Below are 16,744 nucleotides of genomic sequence, written 5' to 3'. Positions count from 1 at the left end.
ATGTCTTATACTCCGTACATCGTCGTGATTCGTTTTTTCACTTCATCATCATGAAACGTCTCATCGTGCATGATTAACTCCTTCTCAATGACGGCCGGAAGCTGCTCGCGAAACGGCGTCACCAAGTGCCTTTTCAATGTAATTAAAGAGTTTCTCGGTTTTTCCGCAAGCTCACGGGCCAATTCCTGCGCATAGTCTAGTACTTCCTGCCGAGGAAGCACCGGAAAAGGCACCCCTCTTTTCTCCAGGTCACCGCCGCGGTAGTGGCCGCCGTTTAACAGCATTTCATGGCCGAGGCTTGCCCCAAGCTTCTCCGGAACGATAAAGGTAGCGCCCATTCCGGGGGTGAAACCGTATTTCATAAAGTTTGCGGTATACACGCTTTCTTTGCTTAAAATGACAAAATCACTGAAAAGCCCCATGACAAACCCGCCTCCGATTCCGTGGCCCTGCATGGCGGAAATGACGGGGATATCACATTCCAGCGCCAAAGAGTACATGCGGTCTTCCGTAAACTTCGTGATGCCCTGCTGAATCCTGAGCAGGCCTTCCTGTGTGCCTCCGGAAGCAAAATAATGGCCGTATCCTGTTAAAATCACAGCTTTATAGACTGACGATTTTTTTATACGAGTGAATGCTTCCATCAATCCATCCGTCAGTTCTTTGGAGAAGGCGTTTTTATGGGCTTTATCCTGCATTGTCACTTGGATAATATCCGGTTCAATTTCGAGCAGTTCAACTGCGGCGTTCGGCATGATATCCTCCTAACTGTTCTCCGTTTCCCAAGGAAGCCGCCCCGTTTCTGCATAACGGAAGATGGCTGATTGGTTATCCGGATCTGAAAACATCGCTTGATTTTCGGCTAGAGCAATGGATTTCGAACGATGAACAAGGTCGTTTAAGGAATCCATGTATTGTTTATAGCGGATGACTGCTTTTTTCGACAGTGGGCGGAGGCGCAGCAAATGCTTTCTCAGCTCTGTTGCTGAGTCCGGGACGCATACGTCACAAAGTCCCCATTCAAGCGCCTGGCGTGCCGGCACGGGCTTTGTCATGATCGTCATATAATGCGCCTTTTGAAATCCGATTCTTTGAATTAAAAACGGCAGAACGCAGGCCGGATAAAGTCCGAATAACAGTTCAGATAAACTGAACGAAGCATTCTCCTCTGCTATGACGATATCGCACGCGGCGGCAAAACCGACACCTCCCGCATTTACTTGTCCGCGGACGCGGGCGATTGTAATGTACGGCCCGGATTTTAATGCCAGCCACAAACGGTAAAGCGGCTCCTGCGATTCCGCATGCTGCATTCCCTGCCTCATTTTCCGGTACATCTCATCAAAATCCGCCCCGAAACAAAATACCTCCGGCTGCCCTTCAAGCACTACGGAGGTCACGGAGTCTTCACATTCAGAAAGAACATGCAGGCATTCCTCCACTAAACGCTCATTAATCGTATTGTTGGCTTCAGGCCGATCAAAGGTGATGAAGCAGACATTTTGCTGAAAACGGACGTTTATCGTTTCATAGGTCACGATATCCACCTGTATTTCCGATGAAATTCCGTGATTTCTTCCAAATATAAACGGGGGCTCCCGGCATGATGGTCTAAAATGTTCGGAACCATATTCATATCCAATTTGACATTCCGGGTACCGAACTTCACCAAACCGCTGCCTTTAAACAGTTCTTCATATTCTTCCATGGACAGCCTGTACCTGTTGTTCAGATGCTCTTCTATTTTGAAAGAATGCTGCCGCGCTTGCCCTTCAGGCGTCACAACGCCGCTGTAAAATTCCGAACAGCATCCGGAGCCGTAGGAGAAACAGCCGATCCGCTTAGAAGTGCCGAATGCCCCTTGGTCAATCGTGCTTGCAAGAGCCAGTAAAGAGGCTGCCCCCATAATGTTTCCGACTCTTTGGCAGTAGCGGAGCCCCGGCTCTACTCTGGTTTGAAAATCTTGTTCGATCTCAGCGTTTTTCGCTTTTGCAAGCTTGCGCATCATCGTCCGGTGGGCCCCTTTGACCATGCCGCCAAACGGTGTATGGAAGGCAAGATAGTGAAACGTCTCTTTGTAGTCAGCGCCCGGCACACGGTTTTTGTACTCGCGAAATGTCTGTTCACAGCAATCGAGGTAAGACATCAATGACAAATCGGCGTCACCGGCTTCACTGTCCGGGATCGGACGGCATGTATCCATCACCTCATAGCCGTAGTAGCCGTTAGCGCCCGCATCCGCCTGAAATACGATTGGATTTTCACCGATCAATAAGGCGACGGCACCCGCTCCGGCGCTCGGTTCTGCGTAAGACCAATCCTCGCTTAACGCATCGCCGCCTTCGGCAATTAAAAACCGGGAGATATCCGTCGCGACGACAAGCGCCTTCGCTCCGGGGGATGTCTGCGACAAAATAAAGTTAAGCGCCATCTGCAAACCCGCCGTTCCTGAATAACAGGCTTGTTTCAGTTCAAATAAACGGCAGTTCCGGTTGAGGCCTAAGTAATCATGAATATATGTACTGAGTGATTTTCCGAAGTCGATGCCGGACTCCGAGCAGGTAATCAGCAGCTCGATTCTGTCTTTTTCAGCCTCTGTCAATCGGTCGATAATCGGCTTTGCCGCGTTAACGCCGAATGTAACGGGGTCTTCGTACGGAAGCGCCACCGCTTTTTCTTTCATCAGTAAATTCTCAAATCTGGCAGGGTCTAAGTTTCTGTACTCCGCCAGCTGCATGACATCAAGGTATGCTGTCCCGCCAAACACATTTATCGCTTCTATTCCGGCAGCCGCCATGAACTTCGCCTCCAATATGAATTTTGAGTTTCCGATTATTTCACCGTTTTATCAGACAGCCTGTACCTTTTCATAAAGCTTTGCCGCCAATTCGCCGATGTTTGACACTCCCGTCAGCTCAACACGCGGGATCTGCAGTGATAATTCTTCAAGCATCATCGTGATAATTTCGGCGCGGTCCACTGAATCCGCCCCCAGATCAACTAACCGGTCTTCCTGCGAAAGCTGTTCGCCTTCTAAATCAGGTAAAACCTCGTAGATTGTGTTCTGCAGCAATTCAAAGATTCTTTCTTTACTCATTGTCAGTTCCTCCCTGTTTCATCTTTTATGAATATTCCATGTTTTCAATCTATCATTTCGTCTTGTCAACACGTTTGCAAAAATGAACCTAACTTCTGATTCAAAAGCGAGGCCGTCTCTTCCATAAGCCGCATGCCGATACCATCGGCATGGCGGTTTTTCCAGGACTCCAGCTCCGTACCTTTCACCCATTGATTAAAGGCGCCTAATGCCGGGCCGCAATGAATCTGGAAGTCTACCTTGGCATCCGGGTCTCCTTTAATCGCCGAAGCAGAGCTTTGCCTGAAATACCATTTGAATATGAGCGCCATTTTCTGTTTCGGATTCCGTTCGGCTTTTGAAATGTCTTCATTCGAATAATGAGCCTTCACTTTGTCATAAATACTGCTTACACTTGCCTTAAAATACTTCTCTTCTATTTGTCTGAGTGTCTTTTCATCAATTTCTTCAATTGAGCGGTGACGCTGATACAGTTCATGCAGCTTAGAGGCGCGGGTCGGAAAGAACAGCCCTTTCTTTAATACCTGCACCTTGCTGCCTGATTCAAACATATCGCCGGCCGGCGCGTAGGCCGTGTCCTGTACATTCATCTGCTGTAGGAGGTCCTTTACGAGGCCGCTCGTCGCTGCTTCAACGGTGCATTGGTTAATAGATCCGGTCACAATAAAATCAGCGCCGAGCATAAATGCGGCCATGGCAGCCTCGGGCGTTCCGATTCCCCCTGCGGCTCCGATGCGGACAGTTTTGCCGTATCGGTATTTTTTCATCATGTCATCTCGTAAACGGATGATCGCCGGCATGAGACTGTAAGCAACTCCGCCGTCAGTGTGGCCGCCTGAATCAGCCTCTACGCAGATGTCATGCGCAACGGGTATTTCTCTCATCAGACTTGCTTCTTCAGCGGTAATTTTGTTTTCGGCTGCAAGTTTCTGCAGAATGTGATCAGGCGCCGGGCTGAGAAACGCTTCCGCTACTTCCGGACGGGACAGCTTGGCGATAATCCGCTGACGCGCTATTATTTGTCCGCCGGCACCGCGTTTTAACCCCTTAGCGCGAAACCTTACTAAAGCGGGAGTAACCGTTAAAAACGCTGATGCTTCCAAGTTCTGAATCCCATGCTTCAGTAAAAGATCAATCATTTTTTCTTCTGAATCTGTATGCTTCATGTTATGTACAACATTTATGCCGAAGGAACCGCCGTCACGAAGCTCATGCTGAATTGACAAAATGGCGTCCTCAACGTCCGCGATGTTCAAACCGCCCGTTCCGAAAAAGCCCATCATTCCTTTTTCAGCCAGTTTGACGACCATTTCCTTCGAAGAAATTCCGCGGTACATGCCGCCGGCCAAGTAGGCGTATTTCAATTGATAATCGCGCTTAAACTCTTCATTTCCTAAAGACGCCGCCGTAATTGAGCTTTTTCCAGCCTCAGCCGGGACTTTGATTTCATCTGTTATCGGCTCCGCTTCAGCCGTAATTCTTTGTATCAGCCCCGTCAGCACTTTTCCGGGGCCGATTTCCTCAAAGCTCATGTTCTTTCTTCCCATTAAGAAACGGATGCTGTCTGTCCAGTTCACCGATCCCGTTATTTGTCCGGTGAGTGTCTCTTTCAGCTCTCTTTGCTCATAGGGTCTTGCCGTCACATTTGAAATGACCGGGATGGACAGCGGCTTAAAATGGAAAGATTCAATAAACCGTGAAAACTCTTCCTTCGCTTCCAGCATGTATCTGGAATGAAAGGCGCCGCTGACATTTAAGCGGTGAACCATTTTTACGCCGTTTACGGCTTCAAAAACGGATGCTGCTTTTTCAATATCTTCTTTATATCCGGAAATGACAATTTGCTGCGGTGTGTTCATGTTGGCGATATCAATCATATCCAAGTGATTTTCTCTTAAAACATCCGTCACCTGCTCATGAGTCAGGCCGATCACCGCTGCCATGCCGCCTCCTTTTGCGCGGCTCATCAGTTCGCCCCTTTTTTTGACCAACTGTAAGCCTTCTTCAAAATCAAAGGCGCCCGAAGCGTATAACGCGTTATATTCGCCCAAACTGTGTCCGGCGGTAAAATCCGGTTTCAATCCGGTTTCTTCTGTTTTTTTCAAATAACTGAGGGCATTGACGACATAGAGCGCCGGCTGAGTGAATTGAGTCTGATTGAGACGTTCTCCGTCCCGGCACAGCTCCTGAATGGAATATCCGAGAATGTGATCGGCCTTTGCGGTTAATTCAGGATAGCGGCCGAACAGGTCCTCCCCCATCCCTATTCTTTGCGAGCCTTGGCCTGGAAAAACAAAGCTGATCATCTTACAGTCTCCTTCCGGGCGGTGATAAAATGCTATCTTCTATTTGCTGCAAATGGGTTTGTTCTTTATGAAACGGCGTCATAATGGCACGGATGCGTTCAGCCGATCCTGCAGGAAGAATCTGTTTGGCAAATGCGGCCAATGTTCCGGAAGGCCCGGCATCGATATACAATCCTTTTTGGCGGCTGTCTGCGAATTGAAGCGCTTCGCGGAATCGAATCGGCTTTCTTACGATATCCCAGAAAAAGTCCGCTTGTATATCGGTCTCAGCCTCTCCGGTCGCACTGGAGATGTACGGTATAAACGGAGTCCGGATTGATTTCTGAGCTAAAAAGCGCTTGTACGGCTGTTCCGCCTGATCAACCAGCGCTGAGTGAAACCCGTAAGATACCGGCAATAGCTGATGAGGAATCTGCTTTTCTCTCAGATCGTCCATGATCTTTTTGATATGTTCCCGCTCTCCCGAGATGACAAAGTGAGAATGATAGTTTACAGATGCCAATTCACTATGTTCGCCGAGCAGCGGATCATCTTGATATAAAGCCGGATCACCCAGTATCGCAAGCATGCTGCCGTTACGGCAAGTTTCCGTAACGATTCGGGCCTGTTCCAGCACGCAATCTAAAGCATCCTCGGCGCTCAGCACGCCCGACACAGCGGCCGCTGCATACTCTCCGAGGCTTGCTCCGATCACATAATCGGGACGTATGCCTCTTTGCTCCAAAGCATATGCAAGTGCGTACTCAGCCATAAAAATGGCAGGATGGCTGAAAAGAAGGCGGTCAAATGGATCAGACAGACGATTGCCTGTATGATACATCTCTTTAAGGACAGAGTAACCGAAACGGCTGACTGCAAAATCGTCCAAGTCAAGCATTTTCTGCCGAAAAGCGGCGTTATGTGCAAACAGCTCTTTCCCCATTTGATAGTATTGGGAACCCTGTCCAGAAAACATGAAAACAATTGGCTGGTTCATTTGTTCTCCTTTTTGCTCTTTATTTTTTCAAAATATTGATTTGTGAGTTTTTCGTGATGTCGTGTGCAGGTGAAGTGGTCGTGATGTTGTATGGCTGGCACTATTGTGTGAGATAAGAATTTTGACTTGCGTTCCGCTACATGGCGGGTGAAGCTTCAGTTTCTTTTTTGATGCGGTGAATAAGTCCTGTCAGCACATGGCCCGGTCCGACTTCTTCAAATTCCATCCGCCCTTTGTCCAGCAGATAGCGGATGCTGTCGTTCCATCGCACTGAATGGTCGATCTGATCGGCCAGAACGGAGTGGATTCCGTCTTGCTCATAAGGTCTGGCATGCACATTAGAAATGACGGGAATTGATATAGCAGAAAAATGAAATGACTGTAAAAATTTTTCGAACTCTTGTTTTGCTTCACTCATATACCTCGAGTGAAAAGCGCCGCTTACGTTTAACGGATGAAACATCGTAACGTCTTTTAATCCTTCGAATACGGTTTTGGCTCTTTCAATGTCTTCTTTGCGTCCGGATATGACAACTTGGTGAGGAGAATTCATATTAGCAATATCAATCGTATGTAATCCGTGCGTTTGAAGGGCGTCTGACACTTGAGCTGCAGTTAACCCCATAACAGCGGCCATTTTTCCGTCAGTGGCCATACTCATTAATTCGCCTCTTTTACGGACAAGCTGCAGGCCGGTAATAAAATCAAAAGCACCTGCTGCAAACAGCGCATTATATTCTCCCAAACTGTGGCCGGCCACATAATCCGGCTTTATGTCATTGTCTTGGATTTTTTTCAAATAGCTTAACGCGTTTACAACATATAAAGCAGGCTGGGTGAACTGCGTCTTGTGAAGGTTGGAATACGGATTCTCAAGACAAAGCCGTTTCATGGAATATCCGAGTGTTTCATCAGCCTGCTCCGTTAAGTCTTTAAATTCATCAAACAATGAGCTCCCCATTCCCTGCTTTTGAGAACCTTGTCCGGGGAATAAGTATGTGATCATTTTCTCAGCCATCCTTTCTCGGATTCAGATAAGAAGCATGTTCAAGTTGATAGTAACTTCACAAAAATACCATGTCAAGTTAATTTATCCTATGTGAACTCCTGAATAATGCCTATTTTTCCCTGTCGAAAGGCGGACTCAGGGCTTTCGGAACAGGCGTAAGCAGAATGTCCCATCCGGCCTGCCCGGCGTTCTCTTCCGCAAACTCCCGTTACTCAGCCATTCATCACCAGAAATCTAGTAATAACTTCCATTCCATTTCAGAAGTTCCTTGCCTCAAAAGAAAAGCTAGTTAGATAGAACTAAATTACACATTACTTAAAATGAAACAGCCCTTTTTGATTTTTTCTGTTGCGGAAATTCACAAAATGTTCTTTTTTTTCAATCTGAAAGTAAATATTGTTTTTCAAAAGACTCTCCATTTTTTGACCCGGCTTCTCCCCGAAGGAGTGCCCCGGATACACACGCACATGCGGCGGAATGGAGGCTTTGATCCTCTGTATACTGTGAAACATATCTTCAGCTGAGCTGCCCCTGTCCTCACATATACCGCACCCTTCTGTAAACACGGTGTCACCGGTAAAAAGATGATCAGATAGCAAATAGCACATTCCCCCGGCCGTATGTCCCGGGGTCAGTATACTTCTGATGATAAACCCTCCGGCCGCAAAGGTTTGGCTGTCTTCAAGCGCTATTAAGTTTCTGCACCGGAATTGATAGAAATCGATTTCCGCCGACGACATGTATATATCAGAATGATAGATTTGCTGAAGCGGCTCCGCCAAGTTTACATGGTCATAATGCGAATGTGTTAATAAAATAGCTGATAAATCAACATCCAATTCATGCAGTTTATCGGTTATTTTATCTATTTCCCAGGACGGGTCCACCGCTATCGCAGATTTTTTTGAGCGGTCTGCGATAATATAACAATAGTTGGACCACATCTGGTGATAAGTTTTGATTTGATGCACTTCATATGTATGATCCATTGTCACCATTCCCATTTAAAAGATCCGGGCAGACTGCTGCCGCCGCCCAGCCGACTGTAACCACTTTACCAGATGACACCACGTTTTTCCATGGATTTTCCGGTAAAGTTAAAAAAACTTTCTGCTCCCGCCAAAAGCACCAGTCTGGACCTTTTTTACAATTTGCTATGCTGATATATAAGGAAATCAGAATATTAATTTAGATGAATTCTTTAGGGAATTTTATTCAGAAAATGAAGGATGAATATGGGTTTCGGATAAAAAGAAAACAAATTGAGCTTTTGTTTTGAAAAGCAATTGCCGAAGCGGTCGAAGGGGATAATCAGTTTTTAGAAATGATCCGCAATCAAGATTATTATTTCAATCCTTTTCTTCAAGATAAACTAAATCATACGGGCTCTCGAAATATATCAGAATACCTTAGTTCTTACACCGAATTCAACGTTATGTTGACATTAACATAATTGAACTTAGAAAAGTACGGCGGAATTTACACTCTTTTCAAATCAGCCCTAGCTGCAACAATTCACGAAAGCGTCGCGCAGCTTTTTACTGTGCAAAAACAAAACTAACATAAAATCATTAAGTGTAAAAAGTAAATATTAATCATTAGACAAATAGACTATGTTATATGGGTCGGAGTTTACTGCTCAAGGTAAATTGCCCTGGGATGCAAAAGCACTAAGAGCAGATTGGGATGCAATACCTGCTAAAGTTAAAGCTGCTATGGGCGGAATCGGCGTTTTGAAATAATTCTTAATACGATCGACAATTTTACTGGTGCAGTTGAAGATGCGTGCTATGCGGGTGCTCTAAAAGAACTGGCAACCCAACAGCCGCTTGGTGGATTACTAAAACTCTTAAGCTTTTCATTTAAACGGGGCTATTGTTGGCGTTTAACAAATTTATCCTGTGTTAAGCTTTAAAGTGATTATTTCTAAAGTGTTAAGACAGGAGGTAACTATGGAAGATAAAAGTAACGCTGAACCGAGCCCAAAAGTTATAAAAATTCTAACTTACATTATTCCTATAGTTTTAATAGGGCTTATCCTTGTTCTTAAGAATATTAATACCGCAGCAGCAGAAATTTCATTTTATATCGTTGCTATCGGTGCGGTTCTCTTAGTGGTTTTCAGTTTGATCAAAAATAGAAAAAACCGCAGGAAGAACTAAATGTAAGGGGGGCTAATTACTAGTCCCCCTTGACTAACTTGCGGATAGTATAACCTGCCAAATTCGAATTTTATTTAAATTCCCCCTCCATCTCCTCCCTGTGAATTTGGAAAAGCAGGTACCCATCTATATAACTCAGGGTAGTCACCTGGTTCTTCACAGATAACTTTAAGATTTTAAGGAATCGCTTTCTCCATTATTTCACTATTAATGCAGTGACATATAGACGGTTACACCAAACACAAGATGCTGCGCTGTCACCCCAAATACTATCCATAAACAATTTTTATATGAAAGAAAAGCAGCTGGATGTTAAACAAATTATTTTCATGATTTACGGCATACAGATGCAACAATTATACCAGAAATTAAAAAACTCAAAAGTTTTCTCTGACAGGCTGGGTCATTCAAACTAGTAAGGCTACTTGTGGGCAAATAACGGTTTAGTCTCACATAAATCATTGTTCTTGCATCACACGCTTAAACATCTTCTCCATCTCATACGTACTGTTATTTTTAGTTTTTTGACAATAAACCATGATTACTCAAAACATTGATATTTCAGAGCTTCTAATAGTTTTCCGGGTAAATATTTTTATTAAATTAGCATGGTTAGACATAAAGAGAGCAGCCTCCTTTTTTGATGATAATAAATATGATGATGAGTGGACCGAGAATGGTTACAAAATTAAATTTAAGCGAACCCCTATTATAAATATAGCGGATGTTTATATATCTAAGAAATAGTCTTAACTTTTAATTTAAGGGAATGAAAGATATGCTGACTCAGAAAGGAAATATACCGTATTATACTTAACATGAGCTACCGATGTAAAAGGCCAGTTAAAGAGAAAAACAGGAAAAAGCGAAATAGATTTACGTGCAGTTGTAAAAAGTCTCATGCGACAAGGAGAGGTTCCGTAAGACAAAATACAAAATTGCATCATCTAAAAAAGCCCAAACTCTAAAAAGTTGGGCTTTTAATTTAAGCGGGGAGAAAGCGATTTGTAGCCTTAAAATAAAGTTTGATTAAATGAACTTAATAAACCTTGATAAAAGTACAAATAGAAAAAACGTGTTTTGAAAAAAAGATTGATCAAAACACGTTTTTTCTATATTCATTTCAATCATCGTTTTATAAAAAAGTTTGATCATTTTATGTCTAGAATCTTCAACAAACGCGCAGTCTGAGGAATAGTACCTTATAATAAAAACTGCTGAGTGCTACCTAGACTGAATACTCCACCCATGTGTTTTAAGCTTTTTTATATAATCTTCAACACTAATTTTTTCAACTTCAATTGCTAACGGCGTCAGTGAAACAAGGCACTCATTTGAAGTATAATTTATTGTAACTTTTACCACCTCGTATCCATTATGGAAACCTGAATCAAATCCAGGATCGTCAATTATATCTCCTACTTGAGGGCGAAAGTCAGATTCAAATGTTTTCACTAATGTTTGAGTATTTTCCTCTGTAGGTTCTTGATTAATTGATGAGACAAATAATATTAAATTTATATTCAAAGCATTTCCCCCCTTTCTATGCTGTTTAAATAATCTTTAGTTTAATTCTATTGTTATTGATGATAACAAATTTTAACTTGCATCACAAATTAATTGTGCCATTAAATGGACCGTTTGTTGAATTCTAAAAATCTGTATTGTTAATGTGATTCTATCAAACTTTTTTATAAATTATCGGACTTTGTTTTACATAATCAATCTTTATTTTAAAGCTACACGATTAAGTTTTTTAGTCCTCCCCTGTTTTTCTTTTATTTGATTTTACTACTATCCCCGTAATTTGCACAAATGGAAAAACCGCAATATGATTGCGGTCTGCTGTGAATCTGTATTTGAAGTTATTCAGTCCGCTCATCAGCTTGCGGCTTTAGTAAGATGGTTAAGACAATTCCTGATAATATCAAAACATTTCTATAAAAAAAGATTCGGATTATAGAATGCTTAAAGACAATTACCTGGACAAGGAACAAGTATCTGTCTTTATGGAGGCAGCAAAATCTTCTAAATATCATCATTACATGATCGCTTTAACTCTTTTAAGGACCGGCTTAAGAAAAGGTGAACTCATTGCTTTATATTGGTCCGATATTGACTTTAATAACAAAACTTTAAGGATTGCTAAATCTAAGAACGAGTTTGGAATCATAGCACCTAAAACCCGTAAAAGTGTTAGAACTATAAGCATCGATGACACTTTAATTAAAGAGATGAAAAAGTTTAAGGAATGGCAAGAAGAAAATAAAATAAAACACGGTGATAATTATAACCAGTCTCCCTTTTTTATTACCAACCATAAGGGAGATGACCTTGGACCGTTTGGAATTGATAAAGTCATAGATTCCTTGCTAAAGAAAACTGATCTGCACCACATTACTCCACATGGTTTGAGACACACACACACCATTATGCTGCTAGAAAGTGGTGCAGATATCAAATTTGCAAGTGAGAGACTCGGTCATACGGATGTGAAAATGACAGCTGATGTCTATATCCATATCTTGCAGAATCACAATCAAAAAAGCATTAATCGGTTTGATGAATACCTAAACAGCTAAAATCAGTGGGCAAAATGTGGGCACGAGAGATAAATCCCTCACAGAATCCTTCTACATCACACGCTTAAACATCTTCTCCATCTCATACGTGCTGTGATGAATTATGATCGGCCGGCCGTGCGGGCATGTGAACGGGTCTGTCGTTCGGCGCAGGTCATCCAAGAGCGCTTTGATTTCGTCGTTTCGCAAATGGCGGTTCGCTTTGATTGAGCCTTTGCAGCTCATCATAATGGCCGCTTCCTCCCGCAGTTTTTTAATATCGATCTGTTTGGCGTCAAGCACCTGCTGAATGATTTCTTCAATCAGTTCAGCTTCTTCCCCTTTTGGAAACCAGGCCGGATGGCAGCGGACGATGTAGCTGTTCGTGCCGAATGCTTCTAAAAATACTCCGACGCTTTCAAGCTCATGCTGATGCTGGTCAATGATCAGCGCCTCATTTGCCGCATAATGAAAGGTGAGCGGCACGATCATATCCTGCACTTCAGGCTCGACCTGCCCGACTTTCTCCCGGAAATATTCGTATTTAATCCGTTCTTGTGCAGCATGCTGGTCAATGATATACAAGCCGTTTTCGTTTTGGGCTAAAATATATGTCCCGTGCATTTGGCCGATCGGATACATCACCGGAACTCTTTCTTCCCGTATTTCTTCAGCGACAGCTTCCGGTTCCGGAGTATCGGAAACAGGCGCTTCCGGTTCCGGCATGCCGAGCTCCGGCGGCACATCGTGATCCGCTTCATTCGGGAGGATCTCTTCTTCTATTATTACCGGCTCAGGCTCTTTTACGACCGAACTCAGCTTCATTGGTGAGTAAGACGGCTCCGGCGTTTTTTCAGGAAGTTTCCGCTCAGGCGCGCTTTCCTCGAATGTCATAAATTGCTGTTCGTTTTTGGCCGGTGCCGGCGCGGATTTTTTCGGGAGCTGGGCGCTCGGAATCAGCCTCTGCTTTTGAAACACTTCCTTTATCCCGTCACGGATCAGCTCATGCAGCTCCGTCTCTTTGCTGAGGCGGACTTCAAGCTTCGAGGGATGGACATTGACATCGACCAAAATCGGGTCCATCGTAATTTCGATAAACGTAATCGGATGGCGGCCGATCGGCAGAAGTGTGTGATAGCCCTCATGCACCGCTTTTACAAGCGGGAAATTCTTAATGTATCTTCCGTTAATGACAGATGACATGTAGTTTCTGGATGCACGCGTGATTTCCGGAAGCGCAATGTAGCCCTTGACTTCAAAATCAAGCGAGCTGACATGGAGCGGTATCATTTTTTTCGCAACCGCCGTCCCGTAAATTGCGGCCAGCACATGGCGCACGTCCCCGTTACCGTTTGTCTGCAGCAGATTTTTCCCCTGATGGCGGAGACGGATCGATACTTCCGGATGCGCAAGAGCGATCCGGTTGACGACATCCGTAATATTGCCGAGCTCCGTATGCACGGTTTTCATATATTTCAATCTGGCGGGTGTATTGAAAAACAGGTTGGTAACGATAATCTCCGTTCCTTTTCTGCTGGAGGATTTCTGTTCAGAAATGATATTCCCGCCCTGAAGAATGAGATGGGTTCCCGCTCCCTCGCCGATGCTCGTTTTGATTTCCAGATGAGAAACAGACGCGATACTTGGCAAAGCTTCTCCGCGGAAACCGAGTGTTCTCACCCGGAACAGGTCGTTTTCATCTTTGATTTTACTGGTCGCGTGGCGGCGGAAAGCCCGCTTGCAATCATCGGTTTCCATCCCTTCGCCGTTATCGAGCACCCGAATCGACGAAAGCCCCGCTTCCTCTATGTCGATTTCAATGACTGTGCTGTTTGCGTCGATGGCGTTTTCCACCAATTCTTTAACGACTGAGGCAGGCCGTTCGACCACCTCGCCGGCCGCTATTTTATTCGAGAGTTCATCTGACAGCTGGATGACTTTTGCCAAGTCCGTCACCTCTTTCTATTTTAATTTTTTTTGCAGCTTGTACATTTCATTCATCGCCTCAAGCGGCGTCATATCGAGAATATTGATTGACTTAAAAGCTTCAAGCACTTGTTTTTCTTTATTAGAAACAGCCGGTGCCTTCTGTTCTTTTTCACCGTCAGCAAAAAAGGACAGCTGTGCCGGTTCTTCTCTGACGGCGGACTTTTTCTCAGATACCGCCGGAAGCTCCGGTTTATCTCCCGTCTGCTCAAGCTGTTTCAAAATCTCCTGCGCGCGGCTGATCAGATCGTCCGGGAGCTCGGCAAGCTGGGCGACATGAATGCCGTAACTTTTATCTGCGGCTCCTTCTTTGATTTGATGGAGAAACACGACCGTTCCGTTATATTCCTCTGCGCGCACATGAACGTTTTTCAGCTGAGGAAGCTTATCTTCAAGCACCGTCAGCTCATGATAATGCGTGCTGAACAGTGTTTTAGCGCCGATATGATCATGGACATATTCAATAATCGCCTGTGCCAGCGCCATTCCGTCGTACGTTGATGTCCCGCGGCCGATTTCATCAAACAGGATCAGGCTATCTTTTGTGGCGTTCACAATCGCGTTTTTCGCTTCCAGCATTTCCACCATAAAGGTGCTTTGTCCGGAAATCAAATCATCCGCTGCCCCGATTCTCGTGAAGATTTGATCAAAAATCGGCAGAATCGCTTCTTTCGCGGGCACAAAACAGCCGATCTGGGCCATGATCGATAGAAGTGCGATCTGTCTCATGTACGTGCTTTTACCTGACATATTCGGACCCGTAATCAGGAGCATTTCCCGCGAATCGCCCATCAGGCAGTTGTTCGGGACGTATTCTTGACTGTCCATCACCTTTTCAACGACGGGGTGTCTCCCTTCAATGACTTTTACTTCATTATCAGAAAAGACGGGCTTTGTGTAATGCCTGTTTTCACTGATCGTAGCAAAGCATTGCAGTGCGTCCAGCTCACTCATTTGTTTGGCAAGACGCTGCAAGCGCGGAATAAATTGTTTCACCTTTTCACGCAGTCCGGCAAAAAGCTCATATTCCAGCTCGCAGATGTTGTTTTCCGCTTCTAAAATAAGCGCTTCTTTTTCCTTCAATTCCGGCGTAATGTACCGTTCGGCGTTTGTGAGGGTCTGCTTCCGCTCATACCGCCCGTCCTCAAGCAGATGAAGGTTTGCTTTTGTGACTTCAATATAATAGCCGAACACTTTATTAAAACCGACCTTTAATGAACGGATGCCCGTATAAGCGCGTTCCTGCTGCTCCAGTCTGGCAATCCAGTCTTTACCGTTTTTGCTGGCGTCACGGTACTCATCGAGCTTCTGATGATAGCCGTCTTTAATTAAGTTGCCTTCTTTTAACGATAACGGCGGGTTTTCATGAAGGGCTTCTTCTAACAGGTCAAGCAAATCTCCGCACGGATCAATCAAGCCGGCGCGTTCTTTTGCTTTTTTATGGTTAAGAGACCCTACAAGCTCTTTAATGCTCGGCACTTGTTTTAAAGATTCTTTCAGCTGGATTAAATCCCTTGCGTTGACGTTTCCGAATGCGACCCGGCCCGCCAGACGTTCTAAATCGTATACTTCCTTCAGGCGCTCGCGCAGATCTTCACGCTCAAACAGATGATTGATCAGCGTCTCGACCATTTCCTGGCGTTCTTCGATTTGGGATGCCCTGATCAGCGGGCGGTCAATCCATTGTTTGAGAAGCCGGCCGCCCATTGCTGTTTTCGTCTCGTCTAAAAGCCAAAGCAATGACCCTTTTTTGCTTTTCGAACGGATCGTTTCCGTCAGCTCAAGATTCCGTTTTGAATACAGGTCAATTTTCATCGCTTCTTCCAATTCATATACTTGAACCGGCTGCAGATGATCCAGGCTCCGTTTTTGCGTTTTCTGCAAATACGTATATAAACGCATAAACGTCTCTGTCAGCTCTTCGCCCGGCAAGTGCTTTGCGATTTCAATGTGTTCTGTTATTTCCCCGTCTTCGATGGAAATCGTTGCGCTGCACCGTTCTTTCAGCTGAGCAGCTGTATGTTCGTTAAACTTGCTTGATACGACAATTTCCTTTGCGCCGACTGAGTAAATTTCTGACATGACATCTTCAATCCGCTCAATAAATACGGCCAGGTTTTCTCCAGTCGTTAAGTCCGATAAAGCGAGACCGTATCCGTCACGGAATTCGGAAACGGAAGCGATAAAGTTGTTTTCCGACTCGTGGATGCCTTTTCCATCCATCACGGTTCCCGGTGTGATCAGCTGGACGACTTCTCTTTTTACAACGCCTTTAGCCGCCTTCGGATCTTCCGTCTGTTCACAGATCGCCACTTTATAGCCCTTTTTAATCAGCTGTTCAATATAAGCCGCCGCGGAATGATACGGCACGCCGCACATCGGAATTTTATCAGCCGAACCTCCGTCTCTGCTTGTCAGTGTAATTTCAAGCTCTTGTGACGCTTTTTTTGCATCTTCAAAAAACATTTCATAAAAGTCACCAAGCCGAAAAAATAAAAAGGCATCTTGGTGCTCTGCCTTTATCTTCAAGTATTGCTGTATCATAGGCGTGTAACTAGCCATCATTTAATCCCTCACTATGTATCTTCTCTTATCCGAATCCCATTATAACATAAACAAAAGAGTGATATCTTTATATATAAAAAAG

The 16,744-nt window shown here is 44.5% G+C and carries 13 protein-coding genes; 2 read left to right on the top strand and 11 right to left on the bottom strand.

Annotated features, from left to right (window positions below; all coding sequences use genetic code 11):
- Nucleotides 1-5 precede the first annotated feature (5 nt).
- From BR62_RS0116365 to BR62_RS0116330, 8 genes are all read right to left on the bottom strand, one after another.
- Nucleotides 6-755, bottom strand: a complete 750-nt coding sequence (locus tag BR62_RS0116365; RefSeq protein ID WP_003154094.1) for a polyketide synthase — start codon at nucleotides 753-755, stop codon at nucleotides 6-8.
- A 9-nt stretch (nucleotides 756-764) separates the two neighbouring features.
- Entirely contained in the window at nucleotides 765-1,538 is a 774-nt protein-coding gene (locus BR62_RS0116360; RefSeq protein ID WP_032871520.1) for an enoyl-CoA hydratase/isomerase, read from the bottom strand.
- Nucleotides 1,535-2,797, bottom strand: a complete 1,263-nt coding sequence (locus BR62_RS0116355) for a hydroxymethylglutaryl-CoA synthase family protein (RefSeq protein WP_032871519.1) — start codon at nucleotides 2,795-2,797, stop codon at nucleotides 1,535-1,537. The genes BR62_RS0116360 and BR62_RS0116355 overlap by 4 nt, the downstream gene beginning before the upstream one ends.
- Before the next feature lie 51 nt (nucleotides 2,798-2,848).
- Nucleotides 2,849-3,097, bottom strand: a complete 249-nt coding sequence (locus BR62_RS0116350) for an acyl carrier protein (RefSeq protein ID WP_007409841.1) — start codon at nucleotides 3,095-3,097, stop codon at nucleotides 2,849-2,851.
- A gap of 65 nt (nucleotides 3,098-3,162) precedes the next feature.
- A complete protein-coding gene (fabD, locus tag BR62_RS0116345; RefSeq protein WP_032871517.1) occupies nucleotides 3,163-5,403 on the bottom strand; it encodes an ACP S-malonyltransferase in 2,241 nt (746 codons plus the stop codon).
- Between the two features lies 1 nt (nucleotide 5,404).
- Entirely contained in the window at nucleotides 5,405-6,379 is a 975-nt protein-coding gene (locus tag BR62_RS0116340) for an acyltransferase domain-containing protein (RefSeq protein ID WP_012117590.1), read from the bottom strand.
- Nucleotides 6,380-6,515: 136 nt separating this feature from the next.
- Nucleotides 6,516-7,385, bottom strand: a complete 870-nt coding sequence (gene fabD / locus BR62_RS0116335; RefSeq protein WP_020955843.1) for an ACP S-malonyltransferase — start codon at nucleotides 7,383-7,385, stop codon at nucleotides 6,516-6,518.
- Between the two features lie 314 nt (nucleotides 7,386-7,699).
- A complete protein-coding gene (locus tag BR62_RS0116330; RefSeq protein ID WP_032866035.1) occupies nucleotides 7,700-8,377 on the bottom strand; it encodes an MBL fold metallo-hydrolase in 678 nt (225 codons plus the stop codon).
- Nucleotides 8,378-9,340: 963 nt separating this feature from the next.
- On the opposite strand from BR62_RS0116330, the gene BR62_RS0116325 reads away from it, so the two are divergent.
- Nucleotides 9,341-9,550 (top strand): hypothetical protein, encoded by a 210-nt coding sequence (locus BR62_RS0116325; protein WP_020955841.1) that lies wholly within the window; start codon nucleotides 9,341-9,343, stop codon nucleotides 9,548-9,550.
- Nucleotides 9,551-10,774: 1,224 nt separating this feature from the next.
- Here BR62_RS0116325 and BR62_RS0116320 read toward each other — a convergent pair.
- On the bottom strand, nucleotides 10,775-11,077 hold the full coding sequence (locus BR62_RS0116320; RefSeq protein ID WP_007409833.1) for a hypothetical protein: 303 nt from the start codon (nucleotides 11,075-11,077) through the stop codon (nucleotides 10,775-10,777).
- Between the two features lie 437 nt (nucleotides 11,078-11,514).
- Between BR62_RS0116320 and BR62_RS0116315 the strand changes: the two genes are divergently transcribed.
- Complete coding sequence (locus BR62_RS0116315) at nucleotides 11,515-12,132, top strand: site-specific integrase (RefSeq protein ID WP_050498187.1); 618 nt, start codon at nucleotides 11,515-11,517, stop codon at nucleotides 12,130-12,132.
- A 51-nt stretch (nucleotides 12,133-12,183) separates the two neighbouring features.
- Here the strand turns inward: BR62_RS0116315 and mutL are convergent, their stop codons facing one another.
- Nucleotides 12,184-14,058 carry a DNA mismatch repair endonuclease MutL gene (gene mutL, locus BR62_RS0116310; RefSeq protein ID WP_032871514.1) on the bottom strand — a complete coding sequence of 625 codons (1,875 nt, stop codon included), beginning with the start codon at nucleotides 14,056-14,058 and terminating at the stop codon, nucleotides 12,184-12,186.
- 15 nt (nucleotides 14,059-14,073) lie between these two features.
- Complete coding sequence (gene mutS / locus BR62_RS0116305; protein WP_032871511.1) at nucleotides 14,074-16,659, bottom strand: DNA mismatch repair protein MutS; 2,586 nt, start codon at nucleotides 16,657-16,659, stop codon at nucleotides 14,074-14,076.
- Nucleotides 16,660-16,744 lie beyond the last annotated feature (85 nt).

The organism is Bacillus sp. UNC69MF (genome assembly GCF_000746035.1).
Lineage (GTDB): Bacteria > Bacillota > Bacilli > Bacillales > Bacillaceae > Bacillus > Bacillus velezensis.
The sequence above is the reverse complement of the archived record's forward strand: the minus strand, read 5'-3'. Positions and strand labels throughout refer to the sequence as shown.

What these genes read in the sequence shown, in the direction of transcription:
- BR62_RS0116365 (WP_003154094.1), bottom strand. Translation starts at nt 755, where the DNA reads ATGCCGAACGCCGCAGTTGAACTGCTCGAAATTGAACCGGATATTATC.
- BR62_RS0116355 (WP_032871519.1), bottom strand. Translation starts at nt 2,797, where the DNA reads ATGGCGGCTGCCGGAATAGAAGCGATAAATGTGTTTGGCGGGACAGCA.
- BR62_RS0116350 (WP_007409841.1), bottom strand. Translation starts at nt 3,097, where the DNA reads ATGAGTAAAGAAAGAATCTTTGAATTGCTGCAGAACACAATCTACGAG.
- fabD (WP_032871517.1), bottom strand. Translation starts at nt 5,403, where the DNA reads ATGATCAGCTTTGTTTTTCCAGGCCAAGGCTCGCAAAGAATAGGGATG.
- BR62_RS0116340 (WP_012117590.1), bottom strand. Translation starts at nt 6,379, where the DNA reads ATGAACCAGCCAATTGTTTTCATGTTTTCTGGACAGGGTTCCCAATAC.
- fabD (WP_020955843.1), bottom strand. Translation starts at nt 7,385, where the DNA reads ATGATCACATACTTATTCCCCGGACAAGGTTCTCAAAAGCAGGGAATG.
- BR62_RS0116330 (WP_032866035.1), bottom strand. Translation starts at nt 8,377, where the DNA reads ATGGATCATACATATGAAGTGCATCAAATCAAAACTTATCACCAGATG.
- BR62_RS0116325 (WP_020955841.1), top strand. Translation starts at nt 9,341, where the DNA reads ATGGAAGATAAAAGTAACGCTGAACCGAGCCCAAAAGTTATAAAAATT.
- BR62_RS0116315 (WP_050498187.1), top strand. Translation starts at nt 11,515, where the DNA reads ATGCTTAAAGACAATTACCTGGACAAGGAACAAGTATCTGTCTTTATG.
- mutS (WP_032871511.1), bottom strand. Translation starts at nt 16,659, where the DNA reads ATGGCTAGTTACACGCCTATGATACAGCAATACTTGAAGATAAAGGCA.